The following is an 18,662-nucleotide window of genomic DNA, read 5'->3' on the forward strand; positions in this document are numbered from 1 at the left end:
GTTCAGCGTTCAGCGTTCAGCGTTCGTCGTTATTCGATCCATCCGCCATCGGTATTGGCGGCGGCGCCTCCGTATCCAGGCGACGGCAGACGAGCACCGTCAGGTCGTCAAACAGCACGGAGTCGTCGGTATGGGCCTTGACCTCATCGATCACGCGGCGCGCGACCAGGCCGGCGCTCAGCCCGCCCATCTGGTCGGCCAGCACGCGTAATCCCTCGTCTTCGAACGCAACACCGGCGGGTGATTCCGCTTCGGTGATGCCGTCGCTGTAGGCCAGCAGCAGGTCGCCCGGCCCCAGCGTCAGGGTGTTCTCCTCGTAGGTCGCCTTGCGGGAGAGCCCGAGTGCCATGCCGGTGGGTGGCAGCCACTCCAGCCGCCCCGACACGCGGCGCACCATGGGTGGGTTCTGCCCGGCATTCACGTAGCGCATCTCGTTCGTGCGCGGATCGAACAGCGCGATGAACGCGGTGATGAAGCGCGATCGCGGCGAGTGGCGCATGAGCTGCTCGTTCAGGCGGAGGGCCAGAACGGCCGGCGGCAGGGCCTCGTCGAGCAGCGTCCGGGTCATGGCCAGGAAAAGGGCCATGAGGAGGGCCGCAGGTGTGCCCTTGCCGGCGACATCGCCGAGGATGACCAGCACCTGGCCGTCGACGCGCGGCAGGATGTCGAAGAAGTCGCCGCCGACGGTGTTGGCCGGCTGCGTTTCGCCGTGGGCCTCGATGGTGCCGACTGTGAGCGTGCCGGCGGGCAGCATCGCGCGCTGGATGTCGCGCGCCACGTTCAGCTCGTGCTTGAGCGTGAGTCGATCGGCGACCTCGAGCAGCAGGATCAGGTGGATCAGCCCGAATGCGACGAGCAGCTTGACGATGCCGGTGTCCCACAGGGGCTCGCCGGGATCGGGCGTGAGGCCGTCGATCAGGCCGATCACGAACAGCACCGCGGCGCCCGCGTAGAGCATGCGGCGGGCCGCAGTCAGCCGCATCGCGAAGGCGAGGAAGAACTGGCGCGCGTTGCGGAACGGGTGCCGCAGCAGGTCCTTCTGGGTGACGTCGGCCTGCTGCGTGCCCTGCGTGAAGAAGGACACCATCGCCCGCGTCTCACGCGTGAAGACGCGCTGCAGATCACGCGCCGTCAGATCGCGGGTGTAGTCGTCGATGAACGTCCGGGCGCGGTCACCAAACTTCGGCTTCGCCACTGGATTGGTCGGCCTTCGTCATTCGGCCATCGGCCTTCGCCGGTTCGGCGTTTCAGGGTTCGGCGCTCGAGGTTCAGCGTTCAGTGTGCGCGGTTTCAGCGTTCGGCGTTTGACGTTCGGCGTTTCAGACAATCCCCATCTCCCGGCCCACGCTTCCAAATACGTCGAGGGCGAACTGAAGTTCGGCGCGCGTGTGGGCGGCCGAGACGATGGTGCGCACGCGCGCCTTGTCGCGCGCGACGGTCGGGAAGGCAATGCCCATCGCGAAGACGCCCGCCTGGAAGAGACGATCCGAGAACTGCATGGCCCGGGCGCCATCGCCCACCATGACCGGCGTGATCGGGCTCTGGCTGATGCCGGTGTCGAAACCGAGCGCCTGCAGGCCGTCCTTGAAGAAGCGGGTGTTCTCCCAGAGCCGGTCGATCAACTGCGGCTCCTCGAGGAGCAGATCGAGCGCGGCCAGGCAGCTGGCCGTGACCGACGGCGGGTGCGACGTGGAGAACAGGAACGGGCGCGCCCGGTGATACAGGAACTCGATCAGGCTGCGGTTACCCGCAACGTAGCCACCGAGCGAACCGATGGCCTTGGACAAGGTGCCGACCTGCACGTCGACGCGACCGTGCATGCCGAAGTGGTCGACCGTCCCACGGCCATTCCGGCCGAACACGCCACTGGCATGGGCATCGTCCACCATCATGATCGCACCGTAGGCCTCGGCGGCGTCGCACAGCGCCGGCAGCGGACCGAGATCGCCGTCCATGCTGAAGACGCCATCGGTAATCAGCAGCTTGCGCTGTCGGGATGGCAACTCGCTGAGGATCCTGCGCGCGGCGTCGGCGTCGCCGTGTGGATAGACCTTGATGGTGGCGCGACTGAGGCGGGCGCCGTCGATGATGCTCGCGTGGTTCAGTTCGTCGGAGATGATCGCGTCCTCGCGCGTGAGGATGGCCGACACGGTCCCGGCGTTCGAGGCAAAGCCGCTCTGGAAGACGACGACGGCCTCGGTGTGCTTGAACTCGGCCAGGCGGCGCTCGAGTTCCATGTGCATCGCCATCGTTCCGGAGATGCTGCGCACCGCGCCGGATCCGACGCCGAACTGCTCGATGGCCTCGATCGCCTTCTGCTTCAGCCTGGGATGGGTGGTCAGCCCGAGATAGTTGTTGGAGGAGAGATTGACGACCGACTTGCCGTCATAGACCGAGGTGGCCTTCGCCTCGCTCTCGAGAATGCGCAGGGATCGGTAGAGCCCTTGCGTCCTGAGGTCCTCGAGCTGGTCTCCGAGATACGCGAGTGGATCGCTGCGCATGGCGCCGCTCACTATAGCAAGGCGACCTCAGGCAATTCAGAATTCAAAATTCAGAATGAAGCGCGGGTCCGCCCACCATCACGCTCCGCAGCGCGCTCTCTGCATTGTGATTTGTAACGTTGCGGCCGAGTGAATTCCTGCTGTGTTCCACCGACTTCCCGCGGCAGCGTCGAGGTGCCGGCCCCGCACTGCATTGTGAATTCTGAATGTCGCGGCAGAGACCTGAATTAGTGAGGAACAGAGGTGAACACCCACATCCAGGGCAGCAGGGCTGCACACACGTAGAAGGCCGTGAGGACGGCGACGATCCGGTGCACATTCGTGAGGTGGAGGATCATGCCGCACCCCGCCGCGGCGAGCTTGGCCGAGGCGAGCGCGGGCCCTTCACCGATCGAGAACATCAGTGAGGCCAGCAGCGGGTTGCCTTCGATGTCGCGGCCGTGCAGGGCCACGCCCCAGTAGGTAAAGGCGGCATCCAGTGCTTGCGCGATGAAGAAGGCGAGAATAGCCAGTTCTCCCTTCGACAACGAACGCGTCCGGAACTTGCGCAGCAGGCTGGCCATGGCGGTATGGAGCTCCGAGGACTCCGCCCTGGAGTCTTCAAGTCCGGTGCCGCCCTCGCATAGCAGGAAAACCGCTCGAAACATACGCGCCCTCCCGGTGGTGTGCTCCTACCGCACACGCACATGCGCCAACAGTGTGCCATGGGGACACACACGGGAGGACGGAGGACGGAGGACGGAGGAAGGAGGACGGACGAGGGAGGAGGGAGGACGGAGGAGGGAGGAAAGAGGAGCGGGGGCCGAGGGAGGACCAGCCGCCGTCGAGTCGGCGGTCAGCGCCGGAGCTGCCAGATTTCGGTGGTGTCGACCTGGGCGAGGCGTGTGGCGCCGTTGTGGAGGAGCCAGCGACGCAGGGCATCGGGCGCCTGGGAGGACGGCCAGGAGTCCCGGTGGAGCAGGACGTGGGTGGCGCCGCGGGTACGGATGGCCTGCATGGCTGCGTCCGGCAATGTGTCGGCGGCGGGGCCGCCCTCGAGGGCGCCGGGAAGGTCGACCAACGTCTGCTGCAGCGCGAGGTGACCCGGCGGTACGTCGCCGCTGTAGCCGTTCAGCCGGCGCCGCCAGTGTCCGATCGAGAGGTACTGCCACCACAGTTCGTCCGGCACCGCCCCGAAAGGCAGGTCCACGAGGACGGCATCGGCAGGCAGGGCCGCAATTGCCCGTGCGACCGGGTGGTCCGACGGCCTGGGCGGCACCGGCTCGGCTCGGCCCTGTCCGTACGACGCCTCGTACGTGTGGCGCACCGGCACAGGGGCAGGCCAACTCTCTGCGACGAAAGCCACGGCGAGTACACCGCTCGCCAGCGCTCCCGCGCGTCGCCGCGAGAGCGACGCGACCGCGAGCCCGCCGATCACGCTCAGCGCCAGGGCCGTCACCATCGCGATGCGGGGCGGTACGCGCAACGCATCCGCGCCGGGGACGACGCGGTACGCGGCGGCGTAGAGCGAGGGCCAGGTGCGTGCCGTGCGGGCGCCGATGTGGACGATGGGGCCGAACGACAGCCACACGGTGAACGCTCCGAGCACCGTCCAGAGAACGACCGGGTGCTGCGGTTCGTCGCGGAGCACGGCGCGGGAGCGAGGTGAGACGAGGACCAGCAGCCCAGCGCTCAGCACGAGGCCGAGGAGCAGGCGTGTGCCGTCCGTGATGCTGATCGTCACCGGTCCGAGGTAGAGGCGCTGCTGCCCTGCAAACAGCGCCGCGAGAATCCCCAGGACATGCCCGATGGCAAGGATCGCCAGGCCTGATGCGACGACACCGCGAAGCCGGCCAAAGGCAGACGCACGATGGCGGCCGTTGACGCCGGTGGCGTCTGCCGACTGACGCCAGCGTCGCAGGCCAACCAGGGCGATGGCCACGAGCACCAGCATCAGCGGCACGACACCGGGGAAGAGATCGCCCTCGGGGCGCACGAGCGTCTTTAGGCGCGATCCCCAGAAGCGCAGTTGCTCGTTGGCGGTGAGCCAGGCGTAGGTATCGGCGCTGTACTGCACGACGGCCACGATCGGCCGTGGCGGCTGCCCGAGCGCGCGCAGCCGCGCGTAGGGATAGAGAAAGGGCGCGGTCAGCCCGATGCCGACGCCCGCGCAGACGAGGGGCCCGAGCCACGCGCGACGATCACGCAATCGCCCACGGAGTGCGATCTGCGCCAGGACGTACGGCGGCAGCCAGAGCGCGGCGTAGACCAGGAAATAGCCGTTCGACAGGTTCTGCAGTGCCAGGGCCACACCGGCCATCGCGGCGTGCCTGAGGCGTCCGTGCTGCCACCATTCGTGCAGGCCCCAGAGCACGAAGGGGAACCACTGCGAGGACAGGACCTGCAGGTGTGGTCCCTGGTTGACGCGGTACAGCGCGAAGCCATAGAGCAGCCCGGCGACAACGCCAGCAAACGCGTCGCGCGTGAGTCTGCGCACGAGCAGGAACGCACCGAGTGCCGCGAGCACGAACGACGACAAAAACAGCAGGTTATAGGTGAGCAGGATGTTACCGGTCAGGGCGTAGATCGGCGCGCCCTGCAATGCCTGCGCGACCAGTAGCTCAGACTGTCCGAGCGCGTACGACGAGGGATGGAAGATGTTGGGATGCCACCAGTCGGCCAAGGCGCCGAGATCCCCGTGCAGGACGCGCCCGGCCTGGTGGAAGTGCCAGGCGAGAATCCAGCAGTTCAGCAGCGGATCGCCGAGATCCCAGGGCACGTCGCTGGCGAGCCCCGTGACCAGCGGCCACGTCCAGGCGACCGCGAGGAGCGCGTAGAGCAGCGTCGCGTGGACGGCGCTGACCCCGCGCAGCCACCCGTCCCCTGAGGATCCGGCAGAGCCGAGGGGCCTGTCGGCGTCCTGCCCGCGGTTCACGCCGTGCGGCCGGCCAGGAACTCGCCCGTGAACTCCGCCACCAGATCGTAGATGCGATGCAGTTCCGCCGGAGCGGCGAGGAACACGACACGAAAGGCGCCCATGGCCGGATCGGTGCCGAAGCCGGACCCGAAGACGGTGAGCACACCGGTGGCGCGCAGCAGGCCGAGCACGTAATCGACGTCGGTCCTGCCGGCCGGGAGTTCGACCTGCGGCATTGCGTAGAACGCGCCGCGGGCGGGGACGCAGCGCATGCCGGGAATGGCGTTGAGGCGAGCGGTCGTGATGTCGGCGCGCTCACGCAATTGGTCGCGAAGGGCACCCTGGAACGTGCGGTCGCCGCGCATCGCGGCGGTGATGGCGTACTGCATCGGCCCCGGGCTGCACAGGCGGCCATCGGCGAGCTTGCGCAGGCCGCCGAGCAGGCCGTCGAGGCGAGGCGTGCGGCCCACGGCCATCCAGCCGGCCCGCCACCCTGGCGCGAGATAGGCCTTCGAGAGCGACGAGTACGAAATGATCGCCGCGTCCGGATCGATCAGCCCGAGGGGCTCCACGGGGCCGTCGTAGGCCAGGTCTCCGTAGACCTCGTCGGCAATCAGCAGCAGCCCGTGCCGCTCCGAGAACTCCACCAGCGACCGCCGCACGTCTGCCGGATAGACCGCGCCCGTGGGGTTGTTGGGGTCGATGACCACCAGGGCGCGCGTACGCGGCGTCACCAGCGTGGCGAGGTGGTCCAGGTCCGGCAGCCACCCGCGAGATGGATCGGTCCGGTAGTACCGCTCCACCGCACCGAGCTTTGCAATCACCGCCGTGTACAACGGATAGGTCGGCGTCGGGACGAGCACTTCGTCGCCGGCGTTGAGCAGCGCCGTCAGCGTCAGCTCGATGCCCTCCGACGTGCCCGAGGTCAGCAGCACACGTTCAGGATCGACGGCCAGCCCCCGGGACGTGAAGTCGTCGGCCACGGCCACGCGCGCCTCGAGGATTCCGGGCGAGGGCGTGTAGCCGTTGTGGCCGTCCCGCATGGCCCCGGCGATCGCCTCGACGAGATGTGGCGGGCTGACGAACCCGAACGGGATCGGGTCGCCGATATTCAGGTACGCCACCTTGCGGCCGGCGGCTTCCACCTTCTTTGCCTCGACCACGATGTTCCGGATCGCGTAGCTGAACCCGCTGACACGGTCAGCGACAGGCAACGATGTGCTGGTGAGCGCCATGGCCGGATTGTAGCCCTACAGGATGTGACCCGTGCCGACGACAACGGAGTCGAGGTTTCTCCTCGTGCGCCGCGTGCCGATGTCGGTGGGCGAGGTCCGTGGACGCCTTCACCGACCCAGTGGAGCGTAAGACTTACACGCTCGGTGCATTTATTACACTGTTTTGCTCTGCCTTGGGGCGAAACGGAGAAACTCCCCAGCATTTCGTGAACCGTGGGGCTGGCAAACATCTTGAAGTAGAGAGGGCTGTCATGAAGCAGACGTGGCTGAACGGAATCGTCGGCCTGCTGGCCGCAACACTGGTGACGTCACCAGTGTTGGCGCAGCAACGCGTGCCGACGTTCCGCAGCAGCGTGAGTCTGGTTTCGGTCAACGCGGTCGTCAAGGACCGCCGTGGCCGCCCGGTGCGCAACCTCAAACGCGACGACTTCCAGATTTTCGAGAACGGTGCGGCCCGGCCCATCGTCGACTTCGGCTTCTCGGACGAGGGTCCGGTGACCTTCGGTGTCCTGGTCGACCAGAGCGGCAGCATGAACCTGTCCAACAACCTGGACGCAGCGCGCGAGGTGATTCGACATCTCCTCGCCTGGTTCGACGCAGGCAAGGACGAAGTCGCCCTGTTTGCGTTCGACCAGCACCTGCAGGAAGTGCAGCCCTTCACGAGCAACGCAAGCATGGTGCTGGACGCGTTGCCCAGACTGTCCGCGTACGGCACCACGGCGCTGTACGACGCGATCGGCGAAACCGCCTCGCGTCTCGAGTCGCGGCCATCGCCGCGGCGCGCGGTCATCGTGGTGACCGACGGACTCGACACCGTCAGCACCAAGACGGTCGAGGCCGTGTCCGGCATCGCCAGCGCCATCGACGTCCCGGTGTACGTCGTGGTGGTGATGACGCCCGGCAACAATCCGCAGCGCGGCGGGGAGCCGCTGCGCACGGACGGTGAGCCCATCACGACGCGGCTCGCCAACCTCGCCTACTGGACGGGCGGGGACATGTTGATCGCGTCGACACCCGCCGAGACGAGCCTGATCGCTCGCCGGCTCGTGGTGGACCTCCGGCACCAGTACCAGCTGGCGTTCGAGTCGTCCACTCGGGCGGGGTGGCACCAGGTCGCTGTGCGTACCCGCAACCCGGACCTGCAGGTGCGCGCGCGTTCCGGATACTTCGCCCAGCCGTCAGTCAACGGCAACAACTAGGACAGCCAGCGTTTACATACCGAGGAGAACGACCATGATGCACCGAGCCCTGATCGCACTGACCGTGAGCGCACTTGCCATCACCGGCAGTACCGCCTGCGCCACCAAGAAGTACGTCAACACGAAGGTTGGAGACGTCGACGGCAAGGTCACGACCCTGTCTGGCGATGTCGAGAAGAACCAGCAGCGCATCAACGAGGTGGACCAGAAGGCCGGCGCCGCCGGTGACGCCGCTCGCGCCGCCGACGCTCGCGCCGCCGCCGCCGGTGAGGCAGCCGGAGCGGCCCGTTCCGCCGCCGATTCGGCCGGGTCGAAGGCCGATGCCATCGACAAGAACGGCCGCCGCCTCGTCTACGAGGTCGTGCTGAACGAGGCCAAGGGTGGCTTCAAGTTCAACAAGACCGAGCTGCCCGATGACGCCAAGGCCGCGCTGGACAAGGTGATTACCGACCTGCAGGCGGACCCGAAGGGCGTGTACTTCGAGATCGAGGGACACACCGACAGCAGGGGCGACACCAGATACAACGAGCAGCTCGGCATGAAGCGCGCCGAAGCCGTCAAGCGCTACCTCTACGAGACGCACCAGGTGCCGCTGCACAAGATCAACGTGATTTCGTACGGCGAGGACAAGCCGGTCGCCGACAACAAGACCAAGGAAGGCCGCGCCGAGAACCGCCGCATCGTCGTCCGGTTGCTGTCGTAGGACGGACCACGATCGGCCTTCGTCGGTCGGCCTTGGGCCTTCGCTCAGAGCGGAGGCCTAAGGCATCAGGCATCAGGCATGAGGCATGACGAAAGGGCCGGTCTTCCCACGGGAGGCCGGCCCTTTCGTGTTAAGCACGTAAAATCTGGCGGCTTTGGCCACGCGGCGCCCCGCCGCGATGCTAGATTCGGTTCATGCCTTCCGCTCTGCGGTCCTGGGGCCCGCTCGTGCTCGCGGGTGTGCTTGCCGCGTTGCTGCTCGCGCTCGCCTCGCTGCAGTGGCGATGGCTCGGCCAGATCAGCGCCGATGAGCGCAACCGCATGCAGACGAGCCTGCGCACGCAGGTCACGCAGTTCACTCAGGAGTTCGATCGCGAGTTGACGCGAGCGTACTTCTGGCTACAGGCCGATCGCGGCCCTTCGCCGGTAGTCACCGCCTTTGACTCCGTCGGCCACTTCCAGCGCTGGTTCACGACCGCACCCCACCCCGGCCTCGTCCGGCAGATCTACGTGGTGTCGTTGCCGCCTCATGGCGACACGGCCGGTCTCCTATCGGTGTCGCGATACGACAGGGAGCGCGAGGCACTCGTGTCGATCCCGGCGCTCCCAGCCGAGTTGACGCCGATTACCGCTCGCCTGCGCACCATGCCCGAGCCGACGTTCGACCGCGGTCCCATCAGCTTCGTGCCCCCTGTGGCAAGCGAGGGTCCCGCCCTCGTGATTCCCCGGCCGCCCGTCCCCATCGTCAACGCTGGCGGCGCGATCGTGTTCTCGCGCGACGAGCGGCCCTGGGACTACACCATCGTCGTGCTGGACACCACGTACATGCGCGAGACGTTCCTGCCCGAGTTGCTCAAGCGGCATTTCGGCGATGCGCGCGCGGCGGCATACCGGGTGTCGATCGTCGACCGCGCCAGCAAGGCGCAGGTGTTCTGCTCGGACGCCGAGGCGTCGCGCTGCGCCATCGCCGCCCCCGACGCGTCCGAAGACTTCTTCGACGTTCGGCTGCGCGAGTTCAACCGCTTCGTTGTCGTCGACGATCGTCGCGGCCAGCAGCCACGAACGGGCCAGACGGCAGCGCCCTCGTCGAATGCGTCGGGCGTCGGAGCGCCTGGCGCGCCGTCGCCGGTGGAGGACGCGGCCCGCGTGCTGCCCCCCGGAAACGTGATGGTGACCGTACAGCGCGAGCGCGCCACCGATGGCGATCCTCGTCGTCCCGAGCGCCAGCCACTGTGGCGTGCCGACTTCGCGCACCAGGCCGGGTCGCTCGAGGCAGTAGTCGCCTCAACCCGCCGTCGCAACTTGTTCGTGAGTTCGAGCGTGCTGCTGCTGCTTGGCGCGAGCATCGGCATGCTGGTGATCTCGAATGCGCGTGCCCGCACCCTGGCCGCACAGCAGATGGAATTCGTCGCTGGCGTGTCGCATGAACTGCGTACCCCACTCGCGGTGATCCGGTCGGCGGCGGAAAACCTGGCCGATGGGGTGGTCGCGGACAAGGACCAGGTGCAGCGGTACGGCCAGTTGATTGCCGACGAGGGTCGACGGCTCACGGAGATGGTCGAGCAGGTGATGGAGTTTGCCGGCTTCGACGCGGGACGCACGCTCGACGTCCGGCCAGTCGCCGCCGTGGAAGTGGTCCAGGCGGCCATCGACTCGTCGGAGCCACTGCTGTCGCAGACTGACGCGCGCGTGGACTTCGAGACACCCGACGAGCCGCTCCTGGTGCGCGCCAATCACGCCGCACTGGCCCGGTCGGTGCAGAACCTGATCTCGAATGCCGTCAAGTACGGCGGCATGGACCGCTGGGTTGGCGTGCGCATCGCGCCGGCAGATGGTCGCATGGTCGGCATCGCGGTTTCCGATCACGGCACCGGCATTCCCGAGTCCGACGTCCCGCGCATCTTCGAGCCGTTCTACCGCGGCCAGCATGCGCTGGACGGCGGCGTGCATGGCAGTGGGCTCGGCCTCAGCCTCGTCGACCGTATCGTCGGTCAGCACGGCGGACGCGTGAAGGTGCAAAGCACTTCGCGCGGCACCACCTTCACGCTGCTAATTCCGTCGGCGCCGGAAGCGACAGCTACAGCTCCCGTCGTCGCCGACGCTACATTGGCCGCCGTCGATGCACGCCTCGATCGCCGCGGTCACGCCTCGTGAGCGACTCCGCGCGCATCCTGCTCGTAGAGGACGAACCCGGGCTGCAGCTCACCCTGTCCGATCGCCTGCGGCGCGAGGGCTATGAGGTGGACACGGCCGCCGACGGCCAGAGTGGCCTGGACAAGGCGGCGACGGGTGAGTTCGATCTCGTACTCCTCGACGTGATGCTGCCGCGCAAGAACGGCTTCGACGTACTGCGCGACCTGCGGCAACGTGGCCTCGAGACGCCGGTCATCATGCTCACCGCGCGTGGCCAGGTGGTCGACACCGTCGTCGGCCTGAAGCTCGGCGCCGACGACTACCTCTCCAAGCCATTCGAGATGATGGAGCTGCTCGCGCGCATCGAGGCGCGCCTGCGGCGACGCACCACGCCGCCCGCGACGACGCCCGCCGCGGAGGGATACCAGTTCGGCGAGGTGCGGATGGACTTTCGCAGCGCCGAGGTGTTCCGCGGTGCCGATCCGATAGAACTCTCGGCCCGCGAGTACCAGTTGCTGCGATACATGATCGAGCACCGCAACGAGGTCATCTCGCGCGATCAGCTGCTCAACGAAGTCTGGGGCTACAACGCGATGCCGTCGACGCGGACCGTCGACGTGCACGTCGCCTGGCTACGACAGAAGATCGAACCGAACCCGCGGCACCCGCAGTTCCTGCTCACCGTCCACGGCCTCGGGTACCGGTTCGTTGGGTAGTCCGGGAGAACGGGACCAGACGAACGCTGAACGCCGAACGCCGAACGCCGACAGGGAACGCCGGAGCGGCCGGCGGCGCATGGGCATGAGGCGTGGACCCATCAGGCATCAGGCATGAGGCGTCAGGCATCGGTCATTACGCAGTGGCCGGCAGCCCCTTCTCGAGAATCCGCTCCATCGTCGTCGCGAACGTATCCACTTCCTCCAGCGTCGTGTAGACGTTGGGCGTCACGCGCATGCCTTCGAACTCCGCATGCTTGATCGGCGTGACGATGATGCGGTGCTGCGCGTAGAGGTGGGCTGCGAGGCGCGCGGGGTCGAGGCCCGGCGTGGACACGTTGCCTATCGCGCCGCTCTGGGCCGGGTCGAAGCTGGTGAGGATCCTGGCCTTGGGGTGGTCGGCAAGGCGGCGCATCCAGCGATCTCGCAGGTAGCGCAACCGTGCGATCTTGCGCTCGCCACCGATCGTGTGGTGATAGACGCGCGCTTCGGCGATGGCGTTGTGGTTCGCGGCCGGGTGGGTCCCGATCTCCTCGAACTTGCGGATGTCGCCCGCCTTGCTCCCGGCTGCGGGCGTGAGCGGCCACAGATCGGGAATCCGCTCGCGTCGCACGTAGAGGAAGCCGGTCCCGATCGGGGCGAGCAGCCACTTGTGCAGGCTCGTGCCGTAGTAGTCGCAGCCCAGGTCACGGATCGCGAACGGGAAGTGCCCGAACGCGTGCGCCCCGTCGACGATGGTCTGGATGCCGCGAACACGGGCAATTCTGCAGATGTCGGTCACCGGGAAGATTTGCCCGGTGAGGTTGGTGATGTGGCAGAAGTGCAGGACCTTCGTTCGCGGACCCAGCGCGCGTTCGAGGCGCTGCGTCAGATCCGCCATCGAGGGCGGTGGCACCGGGAACGAGATCTTCGTCAGCGTGATGCCATCACGACGAGCACGCTGCTCCCACGTGTCGAGCATGCGCCCGTAGTCCTGGGTTGTGGTGACGACCTCGTCGCCCGCCTTCAGGTCGATGCCGAGCTGCGCGATCTGGAGGGCCTCGCTTGCGTTTCGGGTGATTGCGAGTTCTTCGACATCGCAGCCTGCATCTTGTGCCAGGCCGGCTCGCACCCGCTCCAGGTTGGGTTCCTGCTCCTGCCACATGTTGAAGACGGGCGCCTGGTTGGCGTGGTCGAGATACCGCTTGAAGGCCTCGTGGACGACGCGGGGGCTGGGACAGACGCCGCCGTTGTTGAGGTTGATGACGGTGCGGTCAAGAGTGAAGCCCAGCTGGACTTCGCGCCAGAAATCTTCGTCGGCGGCGATGTCGGCAGCGGACCGGCCACGCACCTGTTCGGCGGCCCTGGCCATCAGCGCCAGGCCGTTGCTGTTGAGCGCGGCCGCTACGAGCGATCCCGAAGATCCGAGGCGGGAAAGAAAAGCACGTCGAGAGGTCATCGGCGACTCCTGCAGGGGTAGCCGGAGCGTACCACGGCGCAACTGTCCTTTGCGAAGCCGGTTTTAAGTCGCCAAGACGAATGACCTTTTGGGCTGACCACTTGCTGGCTACAAACGCAAACTACTGTAAATAAAACACTTGCGTGCCGCAACCGGATGGCATGTCCCGTGCTTCACTTACCAGGCATACGCGTCCGTGCCTCGGGGGGAGGCTTGATGGAACCGCTTCGGATCCGTCAGACGCGTTACGGGAGGAAAAGGATCCATGAAAAACTTCTTTGGAACAGGCGCATTGGTGCTGGCGCTCGGAGCGGGCGGGCTGACGACGAGTGCGGAAGCTGCTCTCATCGTCACGCCCGGTGTTTCCAACATCGGTACCGACAATGTCGTGTCGGCGGCGTGTACTGGGGGAGCGAACGGTCCGTCCCTCACCATCACTGGGTGCTTGAATACGGATCACAGTTTCCTGGTGAATTTCACCAGCGACGAGAACATCTTCTTTGACGCGGGCGGTCAGGCGAGGGTGGTCGGCAGCGATGGCGGGTTCAGCCAACTGACAATTGGCACAGTCGCACCTGCGACGTTTGACAAGATCGTCCTCAATATCGACGTCATCAACGGGCTGAGTGGGTCAGTCTACTTCGTGGGCGTTCCCGGTGGGTCGACGCTGCCCACGACCTTCGCGCTCGGCAATGGTGCGAATTTCTTCACCATCACCGGCAGCGCAGGGGAGGGATTCTCGTCGATGAGCTTCTTCGTCTCAAGTGGACTGGACGTGGTCTCCGATGTGCAGCAGGTTCGCTTGGGACCCACGGTGTGCACCACGGACTGCGACCCGGGCGATGTCCCGGAGCCGACGTCGATGTTGCTCCTGGGTCTTGGGTTGCTCGGCGCGGGCATCGCTCGCCGCCGCAAGTAGCTGCCCCCAGCCTCTCCTCGAATCACGCAACGCCGGCGCCCTGTGGGCGCCGGCGTTGTAGTTTCGCGGCGTCACGATTCACCCGATTGCTATCCGACTGATGGAGATCGAATGGGCCCAGTTGGGAGAACGGCGGCGGCTGGGGTGACAATACCGTCGAGCCGGGCGCCACCGTGCCACCGCCTCCACTGCCGTCGAGAGGTCATCGGCGACTCCTGCGGGGGGGAAGCCCGAGCGTACCACCGCACAACTTTCCATTGCAAAGCCGGCTTAAGTCGCCAAGGCGAGTGACTTTTCAGCAGGCCACCTGCTGCCGACAAAACAAAACGACTGCAAACAAAGCACTTGCGTCCAGCTATCTTATGGCATGTGGCGTGCTTAGATTATCAGGCAGTGCGTCCGTGCCTCGGGGGAGGCCTGACAGAACCGCTCTTGGGTCCGTCGGACGCGTTACGGGAGGACATAGACTTTATGAAGAACGCTAACTTCACCGCCGGCGCCTTAGCGCTGGCATTGTCGATCGGTGGCCTGGCCACCACCGCGAACGCGGCAACAATTTACATTGGCGATTGCTACACTGGCGCTTGCGGCACTCTCACGGGCTCGGTGAGGGTGGATTTGACCCAGTGGTCCGCCGACCAGACGCGTCTGGTCATTACCAACAATACGAACGGCTTCATCGACGAGCTGGGCCTGTTCTACACGGGCGGCTTGCCGGCCAACACGATCATCGCAGCGTTCAGTGCGTTGACCGGAACGGTGGCGCAGCCGAGTCTCAGCTTTGCCCCGACTCAGAACGACAACAGTGGTCAGGCGCTGAACGTCGGTTTCGACTATCAGAACAGTAATCAGGGCGGCGGCCGATTCGAGGCTGGTGAGGCCGTACAGTTCAACCTCGACTCGGCAACGGCCAACATCAACATCTTAGCCAACCTGTTCACCAACCTGGGCTTCGCGCACATTCAGGCGATCGCTCCGGGCGGCGGCAGTGCCAAGATCACGGCCTGCGTCGCTCCGGACGCCAACTGCGACAACATCCCAGACACTCCCGACGTGCCCGAGCCTACCGTGATGGCTCTCCTCGGCCTCGGCCTGTTCAGTGCGGGCTTGGCCCGCCGCCGCAAACAGTAAGCGTTCTCTCGCCTCGGGGCGAGGGTACCAGCGCCGGCTCTCCTTCCAGAGAGCCGGCGTTTCTGTTTCTCGGCGTCACGATTCACGCGGTTGCTACCCGGGGCACGAAGACGACATGCTGGAGGAGAGGCGTACACGGTCCTTGGTCAATTGTTCGCTCTTGTTCACGCTGCTCCTGATGGCAGCCATGCCGCTGCCGGCCAGTGGTCAAAACGTCGCCCTGGCCAGAGCAGGGGCAAGGGCGTCGGCTTCCAGCGTGTACAGCGGCGGCCGTTTCTACCCGCCCGCCGGCGCGATTGATGGCGATCGGACGGGCACCAACTGGGAGAATGGTGGCGTCTGGGCCGACGACACCGTCGACCAGTTCCCAGACTGGCTGCGGGTCGACTTCGCGGGGGCGAGGACGATCGACAGGATCATCGTAACGACCGTGCAGGACGACTACGCCAACCCTGTGGACCCCGGCGCCGGCCTGACGTTCGCCCTGTTCGGGCTCTCTGACTTCTCGCTGCAGTACTGGGACGGCGCGCAGTGGCAGGAGGTTCCTGGCGGCGCAATCGCGGGCAATCGCCAGGTGCTGCGTGAGGTGAACTTCAGACCGCTGACCACCACGAGCATCGGTGTCCTGGTGACGGGCGCCCTCGCCGGGTACAGCCGCATCGTGGAAATCGAGGCGTACGAGCCGGGCGGCACCGCGCCAGCGCCTCCACCGCCGGCCACCCCTGCCGCATCGCCAAGCGTGCGGCTGGCATGGGATCCGAATCCAGAAGCCGACCTCGCCGGGTACGTTCTGGTCTGGGGCCCGTCGCCGGGCGTCTACACGCAGTCGTGGACGCTGGACGCGACAGCGACCACGCACGAAGTGACAAGCCTGGCGTGGGGCTCACGCTACTACTTCGCCATCCGGGCATTCAACATTGCAGGGGTTCAGTCGCTCCAATCCGACGAGGTCACCGTGCTGACCGACCCTGCACCTGCGTACATGCGCGTGGACGTGCCCTGACCTCGGTCTCGCAAGTTCTACCCGCTGCCGACCGCAAAAGGTCCCAGGGCCAGCGACTTCAACCGCGCCTCCCACCCCGAATGTCGGCGCATTCAAAACAATCCGCGCCAAACAGCACTCGTTGAGCTGTGGCACGAGGGTTGCCATTGACAAGGGCAACTCGGCATCGACCCCAGACGATGCCCTTCATGCGGGTCCGATTGGGCCAGGGACTGTTCTCACAATGCGTAAGACGTTTTCCATTCTCTCGCTCTCGGCCCTCTGGGCGCTCTCGCCCGTCTCGGCCAACGCCGCCGTCATCGTTGACGGGGTCGGCGACACCTTCACCGTCAATTTCAACGGCAGCGACGACAACATCAACACCAGCGTGGATCCGTGGCTGACGTCGAGCGCGCTGTTCCTCGTACAGGCCTACGGGGCCAACTCGCTCACGCTGAAGGTCACCGTCACCAACACGACGCAGTCACCCTATGTTTCGCGCGTGACCGGCATGGGGTTCGACCTCGATCCGGCAGCAATCGGCGCCGACGTCACCGGCATCTTCACGACCGACGTGATCGGTGGCGACTTCCAGCCGCACGGCATCAACGATAACTTCGATGTCTGCGTGAAGAACGGCCAGCCTAACAATTGCCACGCCAGCAACGGTGGTGTGGCGCAGGGCACCTCCGGCGACTTCTACCTGACGCTGAACTTCGGCTCGTCGATCGTGCCGGGCGTGAGCTTCAGCAACTTCGCGGTCCGCTACCAGGCGATCGTGTACCCGCAGGGCCAGAGCGGCTCCGGTTCGGGCGTCGGCCGCGGCTGCGTCGACGACGAAGCCGATTGCGGCAGCGACTCCGATGTGCCCGAGCCGACGTCCATGGCGCTCCTCGGTATCGGCATGCTCGGCGCCGGGGTGGCGGCTCGCCGCAAGCGGTAAGTCGCCGTTCTACGGTCGGCTCCCCAGCCTGCGAGGCTCCGGACGACGCGCTCAGCGCTCGTCTGGGGCCTTTCGCTTTTGGGAATGGAACCGGCCGTCAACCGGGCATTCAATCCCACAGCGTGCCGGCCGATTGCCTGACAGGCGTCGAGCCGGGCGCGGTGCGCGTTCGGCGGCCAGCCAGGAGCCGTGCATGCATCTGCCGAGACAGCTGTCCCTCGTCGTCCCCATTGTCCTGATGTGCGCCGCATCCGCCACCGGCGCGCCGATCATGTACGCGGTGGGCGATTCTTTCACGGTCGGCCTGAACGGCAGCACCGGCAACATCACCGTCGGCGCCGATCCGTTCCTGTCGGCGCAGGCCAGGTTCACGGTCACACAGTGGGAAGGCACGTCGATCGTGTTCAGCGTCGACATCGCCAACACCTCGAGCACCGCGCCTGACTACCACTCGCGCATCACGGCGCTCGGCTTCAACGTCGACGGCGACGCCATCCCCGGAACGTCGGTGAGCGGCGCGTTCTCGAAGGTCGTCCTCGACGATACGGTGCACGCGCACGGCCTCGCCTCCGCGCTTGGCGGGCCCACCGATGTCTGCTTGAAGAACGGCAGCAGCTCGGGGTGTGAATCCGGGCAGGGCGGCATCGCCGAAGGACAATCGGGACTGGCAACGCTGACGCTGAAATTCGTCGCGCTGCCGGCGTCGGTTGCGCTCACGGACTTCTTCGTCCGCTACCAGGGCGTCAGCACCCCGGCTGCGCAGGGCCTGGCCGGTGTCGGCATCGCAACCTGCGTGGATGCCGACTGCGACGACGAATCGGGGCAAACCGTTCCGGAGCCGACGGTCCTGGCCTTGTTCGGGGCCGGGCTCCTCGGCGCGTCGTACCTGCGTCGTCGACGACAGCGGTAGCGCCGACGAGGGCCGGCAGCCGGCCCTTGGCGGAATTGCCGGAAATGCTGGAATGCCGGGAATGCTGGAATGTCGAGTGCACTTCGGGACCTCGGCGCCTGATTGCCGATTCCTGGCCGTGGGTCGACGTACGGCGACTTGACCTGTCGATCGGAGCCTCGGCGAAGGTGGATTCGGGGCCCGGTGCCCGGTGCGCCCGGTGCCCGACTCGTGTTTGCGCCCCCTAACGAATCGTCTCGATCCGCGCCAGCATCTCGTTTTTTCCGAGCAACGCGACGATGTCGCCCTCGAGCAGGACTTGATCGGCCGGCGGGGAGACCAGCGTTTCCTCCTTGCCGGCGACCTGCCGTTTGATGGCCACGAGCGTGAGGCCGTACCTGGCGCGCAGCTCGATGCTGCGCAGTGTCTGCCCCACGAATTTCGTGGGCACCGTCACCTCCACGATCGAGAAGTCCGACGAGAGCGTGATGTAGTCCAGCGCATTGGGGATGACCAGGCTCCGAGCGGTGCGCTCGGCCATCTCGCGCTCGGGGAAGATGACCCGGGTGACGCCGAGTTTCTCCAGGATCCGGCCATGCAAGGGCGTCACGGCCTTGGCGATGATGTGCGGCACGCCGAGATCCTTCACCTGCATCACCACCAGCAGGCTCGCCTCGATGTTTTCCCCGATCGAGATCACGGCCACATCCGCCGCGTTCACGCCCGCCTGACGCAGCGCCCGGATGTCGGTGGCGTCGATCTGCAGCGCGTGGGTGGTCAGCTCGCCGATCTCGCGGACGCGGTCCTCGTTGTCGTCGAGGCCGATCACGTCCTGCCCCAGTGACACGAGCGTTGAGGCCACTGCCGAGCCGAACCGGCCGAGACCGATCACTGCATAGAGACGTTTGGACATGGGCGGATCACGGTAATTCCAGAATTGCAGAATTGCAGAAGTTCATGCCACTTCGGCGCGACGAC

General features: G+C 66.3%; 16 protein-coding genes. 9 read left to right on the forward strand and 7 right to left on the reverse strand.

Annotation, left to right across the window (positions count from 1 at the left end):
* Positions 1–16: 16 nt before the first annotated feature.
* From LuPra_RS30780 to LuPra_RS30800, 5 genes are all read right to left on the reverse strand, one after another.
* Entirely contained in the window at positions 17–1,195 is a 1,179-nt protein-coding gene (locus LuPra_RS30780; protein WP_110174323.1) for a PP2C family protein-serine/threonine phosphatase, read from the reverse strand.
* 124 nt (positions 1,196–1,319) lie between these two features.
* Positions 1,320–2,501 (reverse strand): glycine C-acetyltransferase, encoded by a 1,182-nt coding sequence (locus LuPra_RS30785; RefSeq protein ID WP_110174324.1) that lies wholly within the window; start codon positions 2,499–2,501, stop codon positions 1,320–1,322.
* Positions 2,502–2,728: 227 nt separating this feature from the next.
* Positions 2,729–3,064 (reverse strand): DUF5658 family protein, encoded by a 336-nt coding sequence (locus LuPra_RS30790; RefSeq protein ID WP_110174325.1) that lies wholly within the window; start codon positions 3,062–3,064, stop codon positions 2,729–2,731.
* Between the two features lie 272 nt (positions 3,065–3,336).
* On the reverse strand, positions 3,337–5,415 hold the full coding sequence (locus LuPra_RS30795) for a glycosyltransferase family protein (RefSeq protein ID WP_110174326.1): 2,079 nt from the start codon (positions 5,413–5,415) through the stop codon (positions 3,337–3,339).
* Entirely contained in the window at positions 5,412–6,632 is a 1,221-nt protein-coding gene (locus LuPra_RS30800; RefSeq protein WP_110174327.1) for a pyridoxal phosphate-dependent aminotransferase, read from the reverse strand. Before LuPra_RS30800 ends, LuPra_RS30795 begins: the two co-directional genes overlap by 4 nt.
* Positions 6,633–6,883: 251 nt before the next feature.
* Between LuPra_RS30800 and LuPra_RS30805 the strand changes: the two genes are divergently transcribed.
* The 4 genes from LuPra_RS30805 to LuPra_RS30820 all read left to right on the forward strand — a co-directional run bounded on the left by LuPra_RS30805 (position 6,884) and on the right by LuPra_RS30820 (position 11,382).
* A complete protein-coding gene (locus LuPra_RS30805; protein WP_110174328.1) occupies positions 6,884–7,831 on the forward strand; it encodes a VWA domain-containing protein in 948 nt (315 codons plus the stop codon).
* 34 nt (positions 7,832–7,865) lie between these two features.
* A complete protein-coding gene (locus LuPra_RS30810; RefSeq protein ID WP_110174329.1) occupies positions 7,866–8,534 on the forward strand; it encodes an OmpA family protein in 669 nt (222 codons plus the stop codon).
* A gap of 194 nt (positions 8,535–8,728) precedes the next feature.
* On the forward strand, positions 8,729–10,687 hold the full coding sequence (locus LuPra_RS30815; RefSeq protein ID WP_110174330.1) for a sensor histidine kinase: 1,959 nt from the start codon (positions 8,729–8,731) through the stop codon (positions 10,685–10,687).
* A complete protein-coding gene (locus LuPra_RS30820) occupies positions 10,684–11,382 on the forward strand; it encodes a response regulator transcription factor (protein ID WP_110174331.1) in 699 nt (232 codons plus the stop codon). Before LuPra_RS30815 ends, LuPra_RS30820 begins: the two co-directional genes overlap by 4 nt.
* A gap of 136 nt (positions 11,383–11,518) precedes the next feature.
* Here the strand turns inward: LuPra_RS30820 and LuPra_RS30825 are convergent, their stop codons facing one another.
* Positions 11,519–12,820, reverse strand: coding sequence for an aminotransferase class V-fold PLP-dependent enzyme (locus LuPra_RS30825; protein WP_234800632.1), 1,302 nt, complete (start codon positions 12,818–12,820; stop codon positions 11,519–11,521).
* Between the two features lie 265 nt (positions 12,821–13,085).
* On the opposite strand from LuPra_RS30825, the gene LuPra_RS30830 reads away from it, so the two are divergent.
* The 5 genes from LuPra_RS30830 (at position 13,086) to LuPra_RS30850 (ending at position 17,705) form a co-directional block, all read left to right on the forward strand.
* Positions 13,086–13,739 carry a PEP-CTERM sorting domain-containing protein gene (locus tag LuPra_RS30830; RefSeq protein ID WP_110174332.1) on the forward strand — a complete coding sequence of 218 codons (654 nt, stop codon included), beginning with the start codon at positions 13,086–13,088 and terminating at the stop codon, positions 13,737–13,739.
* 471 nt (positions 13,740–14,210) lie between these two features.
* Positions 14,211–14,870, forward strand: a complete 660-nt coding sequence (locus LuPra_RS30835) for a PEP-CTERM sorting domain-containing protein (protein WP_110174333.1) — start codon at positions 14,211–14,213, stop codon at positions 14,868–14,870.
* 178 nt (positions 14,871–15,048) lie between these two features.
* The gene (locus LuPra_RS30840) at positions 15,049–15,873 is read left to right on the forward strand and encodes a discoidin domain-containing protein (RefSeq protein WP_234800633.1); all 825 of its coding nucleotides are present in this window, start codon (positions 15,049–15,051) and stop codon (positions 15,871–15,873) included.
* A 223-nt stretch (positions 15,874–16,096) separates the two neighbouring features.
* Positions 16,097–16,795, forward strand: a complete 699-nt coding sequence (locus LuPra_RS30845) for a cistern family PEP-CTERM protein (RefSeq protein WP_110174335.1) — start codon at positions 16,097–16,099, stop codon at positions 16,793–16,795.
* Positions 16,796–16,988: 193 nt separating this feature from the next.
* Positions 16,989–17,705: a cistern family PEP-CTERM protein gene (locus LuPra_RS30850; RefSeq protein ID WP_157899892.1), complete on the forward strand. Its 717-nt coding sequence runs from the start codon at positions 16,989–16,991 to the stop codon at positions 17,703–17,705.
* Between the two features lie 223 nt (positions 17,706–17,928).
* On the opposite strand, the gene LuPra_RS30855 is transcribed toward LuPra_RS30850, so the two are convergent.
* Positions 17,929–18,597 (reverse strand): potassium channel family protein, encoded by a 669-nt coding sequence (locus LuPra_RS30855; RefSeq protein ID WP_110174337.1) that lies wholly within the window; start codon positions 18,595–18,597, stop codon positions 17,929–17,931.
* Positions 18,598–18,662 lie beyond the last annotated feature (65 nt).

This window comes from Luteitalea pratensis, from assembly GCF_001618865.1.
Classification (GTDB): domain Bacteria; phylum Acidobacteriota; class Vicinamibacteria; order Vicinamibacterales; family Vicinamibacteraceae; genus Luteitalea; species Luteitalea pratensis.